Source organism: Georgenia satyanarayanai, assembly GCF_023715365.1.
In the GTDB taxonomy this organism is placed as follows: Bacteria; Actinomycetota; Actinomycetes; order Actinomycetales; family Actinomycetaceae; genus Oceanitalea; species Oceanitalea satyanarayanai_B.
On record NZ_JAMBNZ010000004.1, the window covers coordinates 14,598 to 28,350 of the forward strand.

The window sequence follows — 13,753 nt, forward strand, 5'->3', positions numbered from 1 at the left end:
CGCCTCAGCGGCGGCACCAGCAACGGGGTGTGCGAGCGGCTGGCGCGCCTCGGCCCGTCGTCAAGAATGCGGCGTGCCGGCGGGCGGCGCGCCTCAGCGGCGGGCCCAGCAGGCGGTGTGCCAGTGGCGGCGCTCCTCCAGCCCTGGTCCGAGGAGCGCCTCGGTGGGCCACGCGACGACGTGGCCGGTCCCGGGCGGGATGAGCTGCTGGCACCCGGGGCAGCGGTAGGACTTCTCCCCGCCGCGCACGGTGCGCACCGTGTACGTCTCCCCCTGCGGGCCCGTCTCGCTGCGGACGACGCCGCCGAGACGGTCGGGGTCCAGCGGGACGTGGGCGTCCCCGTAGGGGCGCTTGCGTCCCCGGCGCGCGCGGGCCATCAGCCCTCCAGCGGCGGCAGCGCCGCGGCCTCCTCCACGCCGGGCAGTCGCCCGGAGCGGATGAGCTCGCGGTACCACAGCGCCGAGTCCTTGGGGGTGCGCTGCTGGGAGTCGAGGTCGACGTGGACGATGCCGAAGCGCTTGGAGTAGCCGTAGGCCCACTCGAAGTTGTCGACGAAGGACCACGCGAGGTAGCCGCGCAGGTCCACGCCTGCCTCCCGGGCCCGCAGGGCGGCAGCGATGTGGGAGTGGAGGTAGGCCACGCGCGCGGTGTCGTGGACGCGGCCGTCCACCGGCACGTCGCCGTCAAAGGCGGCGCCGTTCTCGGTGACCATGAGCGGCTGGTCGGGGTAGGCGTTGTCGAGGGCGAGGAGGAGCTCCTCCAGGGCCTCGGGGCGGATGTTCCAGCCCATCGCCGTGTGCGGCGGGTCGACGGGGAGGAACTCGACGTCCTCTTCCGTGCCCACCCACGGCGAGGCGTTCGCTGCGCCGTGCCCGTCGGCGCGCGGGGCGGCGCCCGCACCGACGTGCCGGCGCACGAGCTGGGTCGAGTAGTAGTTGAGGCCCAGGACGTCCAGCCGCTGGCGCGTGATGGTGAGGTCGCCGGGCTGGACGAAGGACCAGTCGGTGAGGTGCGCGGTGTCACGCAGCAGCCGCGTGGGGTAGCTGCCGTCCATGACCGGGCCGAGGAAGACGTGGTTGCCGACGGCGTCGACCTGCGCGACGGCCTCGAGGTCCGGCCCGGACTCCGGGTCGGCGGGGTGGGTGACGTGGAGGTTGAGGGAGATCGAGACGGGGGTGTCCTCCCCGAGCTCCTCGCGAATGGCGACCGTCGCCAGACCGTGGGCGAGGTTGAGGTGGTGCGCCGCGGCGAGGGCGGCGGCCGGCTCGGTGCGCCCCGGGGCGTGGACGCCGGAGGCGTAGCCCAGGAAGGCGGTGCACCACGGCTCGTTGAGGGTGGTCCACAGCGCGACGCGGTCACCCAGCTCACGCGCCATGAGACGGGCGTACTCCGCGAAGGCGTAGGCGGTGTCACGGCTCGGCCAGCCGCCGGCGTCCTCCAGCTCCTGCGGCAGGTCCCAGTGGTACAGCGTGACGACGGGCGCGATACCGCGGGCGCGCAGCTCGTCGAGGAGCGCGCGGTAGAAGGCCACCCCCTCAGGGTTCAGGGGGCCGCGGCCGCCGGGCTGGACCCGCGGCCACGAGATCGACAGGCGGTAGGCCTGCACCCCGAGCCGGGACATGAGCGCGACGTCCTCGCGCCAGCGGCGGTAGTGGTCGACGGCGACGTCGCCCGTGTCACCACCCTGCACCCGCCCGGGCGTGTGGGAGAACGTGTCCCAGATCGACGGTCCGCGCCCATCCTCCCGGGCCGCGCCCTCGACCTGGTAGGCGGCCGTGGCCACGCCCCAGCGGAAGTCCTCCCACATCACAGCTCCACCCCTCCCTTGACGACGCGCACGGGCCGCAGGTCGGCATCGGTGACCACGACGTCGGCTCGCCGGCCCGCCTCGAGCGCCCCGACGCCGTCGTCGCCGAGGACGGCGGCAGGGGTGGTGGCGGCCGAGTACACGGCGTCGACGAGGTCCACTCCCCCGGCGACGGTCGTGCGGACGACGTCGATGAGGTGCGCGGTGCCGCCCGCGATCGAGGTGCCGCCGGTGAGGCGCGCGACGCCGTCGGCGACGGTGACGGCCAGCGAGCCGAGCTGGTAGTCGCCGTCGGGCATGCCGGCGGCGGCCATCGCGTCGGTGACGAGGGCGACGTTCTCCCGGCCGGCGATCTCCATGAAGCTCCTCACGAGGGAGGGGTCCAGGTGGGTGCCGTCGGCGATGAGCTCGATGACGAGGCGGCCGTCGGCGGCGGCGGCGAGGAACTCGGGGATGGGGCCGGGCTCGCGGTGGTGCATGGGGTTCATCCCGTTGCACAGGTGGGTGACCGTGGGGCGCGCGGACCGGGCGGCGGGCGCGTCGGCGAGCATCCGCCCGGCCTCGACGACGGCGGCACGCGCCTGCGGGGCGGTGGCGACGGTGTGGCCGAAGGAGGGCAGCGCGCCGCCCGCGGCGAGCGCGCCGGCGACGCCGTCCTCCCCCGTGACGCCGGCGGCCTCGGGGGCGAGGGTCATCGTGACGACGTGGCCGCGGCCGAGGGCGAGCAGCTCGCGGGTGAACGCGGCGTCCGGCTGCTGGATCGCGGCGGGGTTCTGGGCGCCGCACCGGTCGGCGGAGATGAAGGGGCCCTCGTAGTGGATACCGGCGATCTCCCCCGCCTCGGCGAGCGCGACGAGGACGCCGGTGCGCTGGCGCAGGACCTGCGGCGCCGCGGTGACGAGGGAAGCGACGAGGGAGGTGGTGCCGTGGCGCAGGTGCTCAGCGACGGCGACGCGCGCGGTGTCGAGGTCCTCGGCGTCCGGGAAGCTGGCCCCGCCACCGCCGTGGCAGTGGAGGTCGACGAGGCCCGGCAGGACGTAACCGTCGACGGGCGTGGCGGCGGCGACGGCCTCGCGCAGCGCGGCGGGTGCCTCACCGGCGTTCCCGACCCAGGTGAGGCGGTCGTCCTCCCACGCGACGGCGCCGTCGTCCAGGACGGCGGTGGGGGTGACGACACGTCCGCGGACCACGCGCGGGGAGGCAGTGCTCATCCCCCCATCATGCCAACCGCCGCGAGGCGCGGGCACTCAGAACAGGCGGGTGTCGGGGTCGTCGAGGCCGCGCATGGCGTTGTAGTCCAGGACGACGCAGCGGATGCCGCGGTCCTCGGCCAGGACGCGCGCCTGGGGCTTGATCTCCTGGGCCGCGAAGACGCCCTGGACCGGCGTGAGGTGCGGGTCACGGTTGAGCAGCTCGAGGTAGCGGGTCAGCTGCTCCACGCCGTCGATCTCGCCGCGGCGCTTGATCTCCACCGCCACCGCCCGCTCCTGCGGGTCGCGGGCGAGGATGTCGACCGGGCCGATCGCCGTCGGAAACTCGCGGCGGACCAGACGGTGGCCCGGGCCGAGCAGCTCGATCTGCTCGGCGAGGAGCACCTGGAGATGGGCCTCCACGCCGTCCTTGACGAGGCCGGGGTCGACCCCGAGGTCGTAGGTGCCGTCGTGCACGACCTCGTGGATCTTGACGACGAGCCGGTCGTCGGTCTTCGTGTTCTGGACCGTCCAGACCTCCTGGACACCCGCGGCGGCGTCCTCGGCCTCGGGCTGCCCGACCTCGAGCCGGCACGGCGGGCTCATCCAGTTGAGCGGCTTGTAGGAGCCGCCGTCGGAGTGGACGAGCACCGAGCCGTCGGCCTTGACCATGAGGAGGCGGGTGGCCAGGGCGAGGTGGGCGTCGAGCCGGCCGGTGTAGTCCACCGAGCAGCGGGCGATGACGGTGCGCACGTGGGGTTACCTCCGACGACGTCGCGAGTAATAAGTCAGCTCTCGGCGATGCAGGAGCTGGGGCGCTGCAGAAAGCGAGGGCGGGTCAGGCGGCGCCGCGGTCGACGGGCGGGCTGGACTCGAGCCAGCTCGTCAGGCCCGCCAGGGCGTCGCCCTCGAGCGCGAGGGAGAAGCTGTCACCACCGACGTGGCACTCCACCTCCACCGCCCCCCACGCACTGCCGGGCAGCACCCGGCGTCCCGGCTCGATGACGAGCTCGCTGCGCCGCCACCGCGCTGCCGGGCCGGGGCGCAGGGAGAGGATCCGGTACCAGTCGATCCGCTCCACCCCGTACACGGCCACCCCGCTCGACCAGTCCTGGGACTCGGCGGCGCGCCACGCGCAGGAGAAGGAACCGACCACCCGTCCCAACGCTCGCACGCGCACGAGCATCCACAGCCCGACCAGCAGCGCGAGCACGGCGAGCAGGACGAGCAGCCACAGCAGCCACGTCCAGCCCACAGCGGCCGCTCCTAGTGCTCGACGGCGGCTTCGGCGTGGTCCGCGCGCCGCTCGTCCTGCTCGTCGACGACGATCATGACGTCGTCGTCGTCGCACGACACGAACCCACCGTGGATGTCCACCGACTCCGAGGCGCCCCCCGCCTGGCTGATGGTGACCTTGCCCGGCCGCAGCACGGCAAGCACCGGCTGGCGGCCGGGCAGGATGCCCAGCACGCCGTCCGCGGCGGGGACGCTGACCGAGGCCGCGTCCCCGCTCCACAGGGTCCGGTCAGGACCCACGATCTGCACCGTGAGGGCCACGGGTCAGGACTCCTTCTGAATCTTCGACCAGTTGCGCTCGAGGTCCTCGATGCCACCGATGTTGAAGAAGGCCTGCTCGGGGACCTGGTCGTACTCGCCGTCGGCAATGCGACGGAAGGCCTCGACGGTCTCGGCCACCGGCACGGTCGAGCCCTCGACACCGGTGAACTTCACCGCGGTGTAGGTGTTCTGCGAGAGGAACTGCTCGATGCGACGGGCCCGGTTGACGGTGACCTTGTCCTCCTCGGAGAGCTCGTCGACACCGAGGATCGCGATGATGTCCTGGAGCTCCTTGTTCTTCTGGAGGATCGACTTCACGCGGATGGCGACCTCGTAGTGCTCGCGGCCCACGAACTGCGCGTCGAGGATGCGGGAGGTCGAGGTCAGCGGGTCCACGGCCGGGTAGAGACCACGCGAGGCGATGTCACGCGAGAGCTCGGTCGTGGCGTCCAGGTGGGCGAAGGTCGTCGCCGGGGCCGGGTCGGTGTAGTCGTCGGCGGGGACGTAGATCGCCTGCAGCGAGGTGATCGAGTGGCCGCGCGTGGAGGTGATGCGCTCCTGGAGGATGCCCATCTCGTCGGCGAGGTTCGGCTGGTACCCCACCGCGGAGGGCATGCGGCCCAGCAGCGTGGAGACCTCGGAGCCGGCCTGCGTGAAGCGGAAGATGTTGTCGATGAAGAGCAGCACCTCCTGCTGCTGGACGTCGCGGAAGTACTCCGCCATCGTCAGCGCGGAGAGGGCCACGCGCAGACGCGTGCCCGGCGGCTCGTCCATCTGGCCGAAGACGAGCGCAGTCTTGTCGAAGACGCCGGCCTCCTCCATCTCCATGATCAGGTCGTTGCCCTCACGGGTGCGCTCACCGACGCCGGCGAACACCGACACACCACCGTGGTCCTGCGCCACGCGCTGGATCATCTCCTGGATGAGGACCGTCTTGCCGACACCCGCACCACCGAAGAGACCGATCTTCCCACCCTGGACGTACGGGGTGAGGAGGTCGATGACCTTGATGCCCGTCTCGAACATCTGGGTCTTGGACTCGAGCTGGTCGAAGCTCGGGGGCTTGCGGTGGATGGGCCAGCGCTCGGTGACCTCGAGCGTCTCGCCCTCCTTGAGGTTGAGCGGCTGACCGGTCACGTCGAACACGTGGCCCTTGGTGATGTCGCCGACGGGCACGGTGATCGGGCTGCCGGTGTCGCGCACCTGCATGCCACGGACCAGGCCGTCGGTCGGCTTGAGGGCGACCGCGCGGATGAGGTTGTCACCAAGGTGCTGGTTGACCTCGAAGGTCATCTCGAGCATGCCCTCGCCCTGGCCGATGGTGGACTTGTCCACCGTCGCGACGAGCGCGTTGTAGATCGAGGGGATCTCGTCGGGGGCGAACTCGACGTCGATCGTCGGTCCGGTGACCCGGGCGATGCGGCCGACGCCGGGCGCGGCCTGCTCGGTGCTGGAGTCGGTCGTCGTGGCAGTCATGTCAGTTTCCTTCGATGCGGGCGGCAGTGGACTGGGTACGCACGTTCAGCTCGCTGCCAGTGCGTCGGCTCCCGAGACGATCTCGGTGAGCTCCTGAGTGATCTCGGCCTGTCGTGCGGAGTTCGCCAGCCGCGTGTACGTGGCGATGAGGTCCTCGGCGTTCTCGACGGCGGTGTGCATGGCCCGCTGCCGGCTCGCCAGCTCGGAGGCGGCTGCCTGCAGGAGGGCGTTGTAGATGCGGCTGCGCACGTACAGCGGCAGCAGCTGGTCGAGGACGGCGTCGGGGGACGGCTCGAACTCGTACAGCGGCAGCGGCTTGGCGCCGGCCTCGGCCACGCCCTCGACGATCTCCAGCGGCAGCATCCGACGCACGAAGGGCTCCTGGCTGACCATGGAGACGAACTTCGTGAAGACGATGTGCAGCTCGCCTACGCCGCCGGCGTCGGCCGGCGCGAGGAAGGCCTCGAGGAGCGTCTCGGAGATGTCGCGCGCGAGCTGAGCGTCCGGCTTGTCCGACTGCCCCTCCCAGCTCTTGACGATCCGCTGGCCGCGGAAGGTGAAGTAGCCGATCCCGCGACGCCCGACGACGTAGAGGTCGATCTCCTTGCCCTCGTCCGTGAGCCGCTCGGTGAGCTGCTCGGCGGCCCGCAGGACGCTGGCCGTGTAGGAGCCGGCCATGCCGCGGTCGGCGGCCAGGACGAGCACCGCGACGCGGTTCGTGTCGGTGCGCTCACGCAGGATCGGGTGACCGACGTGCGCGTGCGCGGCCACCGCCGACGTCGCGCGGGTGAGCGCGACGGCGTACGGGCTGGCCTTGGTCGCCTGGTCGCGGGCGCGACCGATCCGCGAGGCGGCGATGAGCTCCATCGCACGGAACATCTTCTTCAGCGTCTGCGTGGAGCGGATCCGCTGCTTGTAGACGCGCTGCTGGGCCCCCACGCTCAGCCCCGCTTCTCGGCGACGATCTGCTCCTGCTCGGTCTCGACCAGCGGGTCGGCCTCGGGGGCGGCCGGCTCGGAGGACAGCGTGCCGTCCCCGGCGAGGAAGCCCTTGCGGAAGTCCTCGATGCCGGAGCGCATCGCGTCCTCGGTCTCCTTCTCGAGCTTGCCGGTCGTCGCGAGCGTCTGGAGGACGTCGGTCGAGCGGCGGAGGTGGTCGAGCATCTCCTTCTCGAAGCGGCGGACGTGGCTGGTCTCGACGTCGTCGAGGTAGCCGTTGGTGCCGGCCCAGATGGAGGCGATCTGGTCCTCGACCGGGAAGGGCGAGTACTGGGGCTGCTTGAGCAGCTCCATGAGCTTCTCGCCGCGGGTCAGCTGCTGGCGCGTGGTCGGGTCGAGGTCCGAGGCGAACATCGCAAAGGCCGCCATCGAGCGGTACTGCGCGAGGGTGATCTTCAGCGTGCCGGAGACCTTCTTCATCGCCTTGACCTGCGCGTCACCACCGACGCGGGACACCGAGATACCGACGTCGACGGCGGGGCGCTGGTCGGAGTTGAAGAGGTCGGACTGGAGGAAGATCTGGCCGTCGGTGATCGAGATGACGTTGGTCGGGATGTACGCCGACACGTCGTTGGCCTTGGTCTCGATGATCGGCAGGCCGGTCATCGAGCCCGCGCCCAGCTCGTCGGAGAGCTTCGCGCAGCGCTCGAGCAGACGGGAATGCAGGTAGAAGACGTCACCCGGGTAGGCCTCACGGCCCGGCGGGCGGCGCAGCAGCAGCGACACGGCGCGGTAGGCCTCGGCCTGCTTGGACAGGTCGTCGAAGACGATGAGGACGTGCTTGCCCTGGTACATCCAGTGCTGCCCGATGGCCGAGCCGGTGTAGGGGGCGATGTACTTGAAGCCGGCCGGGTCGGAAGCGGGAGCAGCGACGATCGTCGTGTACTCCAGCGCGCCGGCCGCCTCGAGGCGGCCACGCACCGAGGCGATGGTCGAGCCCTTCTGGCCGATCGCGACGTAGACGCAGCGGACCTGCTTGGTCGGGTCGCCGCTGTCCCAGTTCGCCTTCTGGTTGAGGATCGTGTCGACGGCGATGGCGGTCTTGCCGGTGCCACGGTCGCCGATGATGAGCTGACGCTGGCCACGACCGATCGGGATCATCGAGTCGATGGCCTTCATGCCGGTCTGGAGCGGCTCGTGGACGCTCTTGCGGTGCATGACGCCGGGCGCCTGGAGCTCCAGGGCGCGCATGGCCTCGGCCTCGATCGGGCCCAGCCCGTCGATCGGCTTGCCGGTGGGGTCGACGACGCGGCCCAGGAAGTTGTCACCCACGGGGGTGGAGAGCACCTCGCCCGTACGGTGCACGGCCTGGCCCTCCTCGATCCCGGTGAACTCACCGAGGACGATGACGCCGATCTCCCGGACGTCGAGGTTGAGGGCGAGGCCCAGGGTGCCGTCCTCGAAGCGGAGCAGCTCGTTCGCCATCGTGCCGGGCAGACCTTCGACACGCGCGATGCCGTCACCGGCGACGGTGACGCGCCCGACCTCCTCCCCCACGGCCTCGGTCGGCTGGTAGGAGTCGACGAAGCTGTCCAGCGCCGCCCTGATCTCCTCGGGCTTGATCGTCAGCTCGGCCATTGCGGTTCCTTCTCCTTGGCGACTGTGGTCGCGGTTCGTCAAGTGGTGCGGGGGTGGGTCAGCCGGCGAAGCGGCGTCGGGCGTCCTGCAGGCGGGTGAGCGTGGTGCCGTCGATGACTTCGGAGCCCACCTGGATGCGCATCCCGCCCAGGACCTGCGGGTCGACGCCCACGTTGACCTGGACGGCGCTGCCGTAGGCGCGCTGAAGGATCTCGGCGAGCCGGGCCTCCTGCGCCTGGGTGAGCGGCGAGGCCGCCGTCACGTTCGCGACGACCCGGTCACGCCGGGCGGCCGCGAGCTCACCCACGCGCCGCAGGGCGCTGGCGAGCGAGCCGGCGCGCGGGGTGGTGACGAGACGCCGCACGATGAGGCGGGTCTCGGCACTGGCGCGCTCGGCGATGAGGGAGTCGATCAGGGCGGCTCGTCGCTCGGGAGCGATGTCCCTGTTGGCGAGGGCCGCGCGCAGCTCCCGGTCGGAGGCGAGCAGCCGCTCGGTGCGGAAGAGCTCCTCCTCGACCTCGAGCAGCACGCCGCGCGACTGCGCGGCGGACAGCACCGAGGCGGTGGCGAGCTCCTCGACGGCGGCGCCGAGGTCCTCGTCCGCGGACCACCGCGAGCGGACCATCCCGGCGAGCAGGTCGACCGCCTCGGGGGCGACCTTGCCGTCGAACAGGGCACCGACGAGGCGCGCCTTGGCGTCACCGGTCCGTGCCGGGTCCGTCAGCGCCCGCCGCAGCGAGCCGGAGGTCGCCAGCGTGTCGGCCGCCTCGAAGAGCTGGGTGCCGAGCTCACGCCCGCGCTCGCCCGCCTCGCGGAGGGCGACCTCCCACCGCTCGCTCGCCGCACGCAGTGCGGCCTGGCTGCTCGCTCGCATCACGCCTCCGCCGCCCCGCCGACCTTCTCCCCGCCGGGGACAAGCTCGGTCTGGGAGTCGAGCTCGTCGAGGAAGCGGTCGATGACACGCTGACGACGCTGCTCGTCGGCCAGGGACTCACCGACGATGCGCTCGGCGAGGGTGGTCGCCAGCGCACCGATGTCCGTGCGCAGGGACGCGGCGGCCTGCTGACGCTCCGCCTCGATCTGCCGGTGAGCGCTCTCGACGATCCGCTCGGCGTCCGTACGGGCCTGGGCCCGGACGTCGGCCGCGATGACCTTCGCGTCCTCCTGCGCCTGCTCGCGGACACGGGCGGCCTCGACCCGCGCCTGGGTGAGCTCGCGCTCGATCTCGGCACGCAGCTCCTCGGCCTCGGCCCGCGCGTTCTCGCCGGCCTTCAGGCCACCCTCGATCTTCTCGGTGCGCTCGTCGAGGATGCGGTTGAAGACCGGGAGGATCTTCCAGACGAAGAAGAAGGCGATGATCGCGATGCAGACGATCGACCAGATGATGTCGTAGTCCGCCGGGAAAATGGGGTTCTGTCCCCCCTCTTCCGCCGCTCGGACCAGGGCCGTGGACAGCATCAGAACACGAAGCCCGCGGCGAAGCCGATCAGGCCGAGCGCCTCGACGAGGGCCGCACCGATGAACATGTTGATACGGAGGGGGCCGGCAACCTCGGGCTGACGGGCCGTGGCCTCCTGGGTCTTGGCGACGAGAAGTCCCAGACCGATACCGGGGCCGATCGTCGCGAGGCCGTAACCGATGGTGGCGATGTCACCAGTGATTTCCACGGGGTGTTCCTTCCGTTGTTGTCCCAGGCCCATGCCCGGCACGTTGGGTGATGACGCGGTCCTCATGACCGGGTCGTCGGTCAGGTCAGTGCGCGTCCTCGGACAGCTGGATGTACACAGCGGTGAGGAGCGTGAAGATGAAGGCCTGAAGTGCCGCGATGAAGATCTCGAAGATCGTGAACGCGAAGCCGGCCGCGAGAGTGACCGACCCGAGGAGCTTGAGCCCACCGGCCGCCTCGAAGAAGAGGAACTGGGTGGCACCGAAGCACAGCACGAGCAGGAGGTGGCCGACGAGCATGTTCGCGAGGAGTCGGATCGTCAGCGTGATCGGCCGCAGGATGAACGTCGAGAGGAACTCGATCGGCGTGAGGATGACGTAGAGGAACTTCGGCACGCCGGGCGGGAAGAGCGAGGACTTGAGGAAGCCGCCCGCGCCCTGGGACCGCACCCCGGCGACGATGAAGCCGACGTAGGCGATGACCGCGAAGACGAGGGGCACGCCGATCACCGAGGAGCCCGCGATGTTGAGCAGCGGGATGACGCCGGTGATGTTCATGGCGAAGACGCCGAAGAAGATCACGGTGAGCAGCGCCGTGGCGCGCCGTCCGCTCTCCTTGCCGAGGACCTCCTCGGCGATGCTGACCCGGACGAAGTCGAGAGCCATCTCGATCGCGCCCTGGAACCGGCCCGGCACGAGCCTGGCGCGACGGGCAGCGAGCCAGAAGACGGTGACGATGAGCAGCGTGGCGACGACGCGCACGAGCATGATGCGGTTGAACTCGAAGGGGGTGCCCTCGAAGAGGAACGCGCCGGGGAAGAACTCGCCCTGCAGCGTCGGGGCGTGGAAGCCCTCGCCCTCACCGGCGGCGCTCGGGACGCCCACGGCCAGGGGGAGGAGAGTCGCGGCGGCAGACAGGGCGGACCCCCAAGAGTCGGTCGGGATGTGCGGTGAGTGACCGCGTTGTCAGGATCGGCTCAAGCCTAACGTATGCGCAGGACCGCCCAGGACCCCGCACGAGCAGCCGTGAGGCGCGCGGACCTTCGTCCCGCCCCCCGCCGGCGAGGTCGCCTGGGTGCCGCAGCACCGTGCGCCCGGTCACCGTGCAGGTCACGCCGGGTACGCCGCGGCACACCCGCCCTCTGCCGGTGTCGTGGGCGCCGGCGCGGCCCCACCGGGGCCCGTGCCGGCTCGCGCCGCCCGCGGCCCGCGCCGTGAGCAAGGCCACAGCGCGAACGCCTCAGACGCCGTCGCTCTCCCGCGCGGACGGGTCGACGTTCGGCACCCGCGCCCTGAGGGCCGCGGACATCTCGATCGCCACCGAGCCGAGGATCGCGAGCACGAGGGTGGCGAAGAAGACGACCGGGTCGTAGAAGTCGCGTCCCCGCACGACGAGGAGGACGACGAAGACGACGACGACCTTCGCCAGCCAGCTCCCCACGAGCGCGGCGCTGGCCACGTACAGGGGCCGGTCCGCCGTCGCCACCATGACGACCGCCGTCGTGAGCGTGAAGAAGGCGACAAGGCCGGTGCCGAGCACCCCGCCCCACAGTCCCGGCATGCCCGCCACGAGGTAGCCGACGACGCAGCTGCCGACGCCGAGGACCACGAGGAGGACGGCCATCTGGCGCAGCGCGGTGCGGAACATCGTGCGCAGGGGGGACGGGGCGGTCATGCGGACTCCTTGGCGTGGCGGGAACGGCGCAGCCCGGGGAGCTTGCCGACGGTGACGAGCAGGGCGAGGACGACGGCGACGCCGGTGGCGACCAGCACCGTGCCGCCGTCGAGGACGACGAGCGCGGCGGCACTGAAGGAGAAGACCGTCGTCCACAGGTACATGACGAGGACGGCACGGCGGTGGCTGTGGCCCCACGAGAGGAGGCGGTGGTGCAGGTGCATGCGGTCGGGCTTGAAGGGCGACTGCCCGGCGCGCAGCCTGCGCAGGACGGCGAGCGTCATGTCGAGCAGCGGCAGCAGGAGGACCGCCACCGGAAGGAGGATCGGGACGAAGACGGGCAGCACCTGGCCCACGGTGGCGCCGCCGGGGTCGATCTGGCCGGTCACGGTGATCGCCGCGGCCGCGACGGTGAGGCCGAGGAACATCGACCCGGAGTCGCCCATGAAGATGCGCGCGGGGTGGAAGTTGTGCGGGAGGAAGCCCAGGCACGTGCCGACGACGGCGGCGATGAGCACCGTCGCGAGGTTCGAGTAGTCCCCCGGCGTCTCCGTCCGGGTGAGGAGGTAGGTGTAGCCGAAGAAGGCCAGCCCCCCGATCGCCATCATCCCCGCGGCGAGGCCGTCGAGGCCGTCGACGAAGTTCACGGCGTTCATCGCGACGACGACGACGAGGATGGTCGCGACGAGGGACAGCCGCGCCGAGCCGATGGTGAGCCCGAAGACCGGGAAGGTGATGAGCTGGACGCCCTGCCACGCGATGAGTCCCGCGGCGAGGACCTGGCCCGCGAGCTTGGTCATCCAGTCGAGGTCCCAGATGTCGTCGGCGACGCCGAGGAGACAGACGAGCGCCGCACCGCCGAGGATCGCCCACGGCTGGCCGGAGTCGAGGACGCCGTCGAGGAAGGGGACGCGGGAGGCGAGGAGGAGCGCGACGGCGAAGCCGGCGAGCATCGCCAGCCCGCCCAGCCGGGGGGTGGGCACCGTGTGGACGTCGCGCGCGCGGACCGGGGTCAGCGCATTCGTCAGCCGGGCGACCCGCAGCGCCACGGGCGTGGCGATGAAGGTGACGACGGCCGCGACGAGCATCACGAGCAGGTAGACCCTCACGGCCCGACGGCACCGTCCTTAGCGCCGTCGGGCCCGGGCCGCTCGACGTCGGTGATCTCGGGCACGACGGCGGTGAGCTCGTCCAGGCTCAGCGCCCCGGCCCGCACGATGCGCAGCGTGGGGCCGGTCGCGTCGATGATCGTCGAGGCCACTCCCCCGCGGGAGGGCCCGCCGTCGAGGTAGACCTCGACGCGATCACCGAGCGCGGTGGCGGCCTCGAGGACGGTCGTCGCGGCGGGGCGGCCGTGACGGTTGGCGCTGGAGACGGCGAGCGGCCCGGTCCGGGCGAGGAGGGCCAGGGCGACCTCGTCGTCGGGCATGCGCAGGGCGACCGTGCCGCCGGTGTCGCCGAGGTCCCACGCGAGGGTGGGCTGGGCGCGGCAGATGACGGTGAGCGGTCCGGGCCAGAAGGTCTCGAGGAGGGTGTGGACGGCGGCCGGCACGTCGGTGGCCAGCCCGGCGACCGTGGCGGCCGCCGGGACGAGGACGGGCGGCGGGCTCTGGCGCCCGCGGCCCTTGGCGGCGAGGAGGGCCGCGACGGCGCCGGGGTCGAAGGCGGCCGCGCCGATGCCGTAGACGGTGTCGGTCGGCAGCACCACGAGGCCGCCGGTGGAGAGGGCGGTGGCCGCGGCGTCGACGCCCTCGTCACGGGTCGCGGGCTGGGTGCAGTCGTACACGCTCACGTACCGGATCCTCC

16 protein-coding genes are annotated in these 13,753 nt (G+C 71.8%); all 16 read right to left on the reverse strand.

The features are described 5' to 3' along the window. Positions 1 to 93 precede the first annotated feature (93 nt). Positions 94 to 378 carry a hypothetical protein gene (locus tag M3148_RS06115; RefSeq protein ID WP_251303807.1) on the reverse strand — a complete coding sequence of 95 codons (285 nt, stop codon included), beginning with the start codon at positions 376 to 378 and terminating at the stop codon, positions 94 to 96. Further along, a complete protein-coding gene (locus M3148_RS06120) occupies positions 378 to 1,808 on the reverse strand; it encodes a GH1 family beta-glucosidase (protein ID WP_251303808.1) in 1,431 nt (476 codons plus the stop codon). Before M3148_RS06120 ends, M3148_RS06115 begins: the two co-directional genes overlap by 1 nt. Further along, a complete protein-coding gene (locus M3148_RS06125) occupies positions 1,808 to 3,019 on the reverse strand; it encodes an N-acetylglucosamine-6-phosphate deacetylase (RefSeq protein ID WP_251303809.1) in 1,212 nt (403 codons plus the stop codon). The genes M3148_RS06120 and M3148_RS06125 overlap by 1 nt, the downstream gene beginning before the upstream one ends. A gap of 36 nt (positions 3,020 to 3,055) precedes the next feature. Then, positions 3,056 to 3,751 (reverse strand): endonuclease NucS, encoded by a 696-nt coding sequence (gene nucS, locus M3148_RS06130; RefSeq protein ID WP_251303810.1) that lies wholly within the window; start codon positions 3,749 to 3,751, stop codon positions 3,056 to 3,058. An 85-nt stretch (positions 3,752 to 3,836) separates the two neighbouring features. Further along, a complete protein-coding gene (locus M3148_RS06135) occupies positions 3,837 to 4,253 on the reverse strand; it encodes a DUF2550 domain-containing protein (RefSeq protein WP_251303811.1) in 417 nt (138 codons plus the stop codon). A gap of 11 nt (positions 4,254 to 4,264) precedes the next feature. Then, positions 4,265 to 4,555: a F0F1 ATP synthase subunit epsilon gene (locus M3148_RS06140; protein WP_251303812.1), complete on the reverse strand. Its 291-nt coding sequence runs from the start codon at positions 4,553 to 4,555 to the stop codon at positions 4,265 to 4,267. 3 nt (positions 4,556 to 4,558) lie between these two features. Continuing rightward, positions 4,559 to 6,031, reverse strand: coding sequence for a F0F1 ATP synthase subunit beta (gene atpD / locus M3148_RS06145; protein WP_251303813.1), 1,473 nt, complete (start codon positions 6,029 to 6,031; stop codon positions 4,559 to 4,561). Positions 6,032 to 6,076: 45 nt separating this feature from the next. Further along, a complete protein-coding gene (locus M3148_RS06150; protein WP_251303814.1) occupies positions 6,077 to 6,970 on the reverse strand; it encodes a F0F1 ATP synthase subunit gamma in 894 nt (297 codons plus the stop codon). A 2-nt stretch (positions 6,971 to 6,972) separates the two neighbouring features. Next, a complete protein-coding gene (gene atpA, locus M3148_RS06155; RefSeq protein ID WP_251303815.1) occupies positions 6,973 to 8,607 on the reverse strand; it encodes a F0F1 ATP synthase subunit alpha in 1,635 nt (544 codons plus the stop codon). A gap of 58 nt (positions 8,608 to 8,665) precedes the next feature. Continuing rightward, positions 8,666 to 9,481, reverse strand: a complete 816-nt coding sequence (locus tag M3148_RS06160) for a F0F1 ATP synthase subunit delta (RefSeq protein ID WP_251303816.1) — start codon at positions 9,479 to 9,481, stop codon at positions 8,666 to 8,668. Beyond that, positions 9,481 to 10,065 carry a F0F1 ATP synthase subunit B gene (locus M3148_RS06165; RefSeq protein ID WP_251303817.1) on the reverse strand — a complete coding sequence of 195 codons (585 nt, stop codon included), beginning with the start codon at positions 10,063 to 10,065 and terminating at the stop codon, positions 9,481 to 9,483. Before M3148_RS06165 ends, M3148_RS06160 begins: the two co-directional genes overlap by 1 nt. Then, positions 10,065 to 10,274 (reverse strand): ATP synthase F0 subunit C, encoded by a 210-nt coding sequence (gene atpE / locus M3148_RS06170; RefSeq protein WP_413452315.1) that lies wholly within the window; start codon positions 10,272 to 10,274, stop codon positions 10,065 to 10,067. The genes M3148_RS06165 and atpE overlap by 1 nt, the downstream gene beginning before the upstream one ends. Before the next feature lie 85 nt (positions 10,275 to 10,359). Continuing rightward, complete coding sequence (gene atpB / locus M3148_RS06175; RefSeq protein ID WP_251303818.1) at positions 10,360 to 11,157, reverse strand: F0F1 ATP synthase subunit A; 798 nt, start codon at positions 11,155 to 11,157, stop codon at positions 10,360 to 10,362. A gap of 355 nt (positions 11,158 to 11,512) precedes the next feature. Next, positions 11,513 to 11,947, reverse strand: a complete 435-nt coding sequence (locus tag M3148_RS06180) for a hypothetical protein (protein WP_251303819.1) — start codon at positions 11,945 to 11,947, stop codon at positions 11,513 to 11,515. Next, entirely contained in the window at positions 11,944 to 13,056 is a 1,113-nt protein-coding gene (locus M3148_RS06185) for an MraY family glycosyltransferase (protein WP_251303820.1), read from the reverse strand. Before M3148_RS06185 ends, M3148_RS06180 begins: the two co-directional genes overlap by 4 nt. After that, on the reverse strand, positions 13,053 to 13,739 hold the full coding sequence (locus tag M3148_RS06190; protein ID WP_308203217.1) for an L-threonylcarbamoyladenylate synthase: 687 nt from the start codon (positions 13,737 to 13,739) through the stop codon (positions 13,053 to 13,055). Before M3148_RS06190 ends, M3148_RS06185 begins: the two co-directional genes overlap by 4 nt. Between the last annotated feature and the right edge of the window lie 14 nt (positions 13,740 to 13,753).

Excerpts from the sequence above, each read along its gene's own strand:
- M3148_RS06125 (WP_251303809.1), bottom strand. The coding sequence starts at position 3,019 with ATGAGCACTGCCTCCCCGCGCGTGGTCCGCGGACGTGTCGTCACCCCC.
- M3148_RS06160 (WP_251303816.1), bottom strand. The coding sequence starts at position 9,481 with ATGCGAGCGAGCAGCCAGGCCGCACTGCGTGCGGCGAGCGAGCGGTGG.
- atpA (WP_251303815.1), bottom strand. The coding sequence starts at position 8,607 with ATGGCCGAGCTGACGATCAAGCCCGAGGAGATCAGGGCGGCGCTGGAC.
- atpD (WP_251303813.1), bottom strand. The coding sequence starts at position 6,031 with ATGACTGCCACGACGACCGACTCCAGCACCGAGCAGGCCGCGCCCGGC.
- M3148_RS06120 (WP_251303808.1), bottom strand. The coding sequence starts at position 1,808 with ATGTGGGAGGACTTCCGCTGGGGCGTGGCCACGGCCGCCTACCAGGTC.
- M3148_RS06115 (WP_251303807.1), bottom strand. The coding sequence starts at position 378 with ATGGCCCGCGCGCGCCGGGGACGCAAGCGCCCCTACGGGGACGCCCAC.
- M3148_RS06165 (WP_251303817.1), bottom strand. The coding sequence starts at position 10,065 with ATGCTGTCCACGGCCCTGGTCCGAGCGGCGGAAGAGGGGGGACAGAAC.
- M3148_RS06180 (WP_251303819.1), bottom strand. The coding sequence starts at position 11,947 with ATGACCGCCCCGTCCCCCCTGCGCACGATGTTCCGCACCGCGCTGCGC.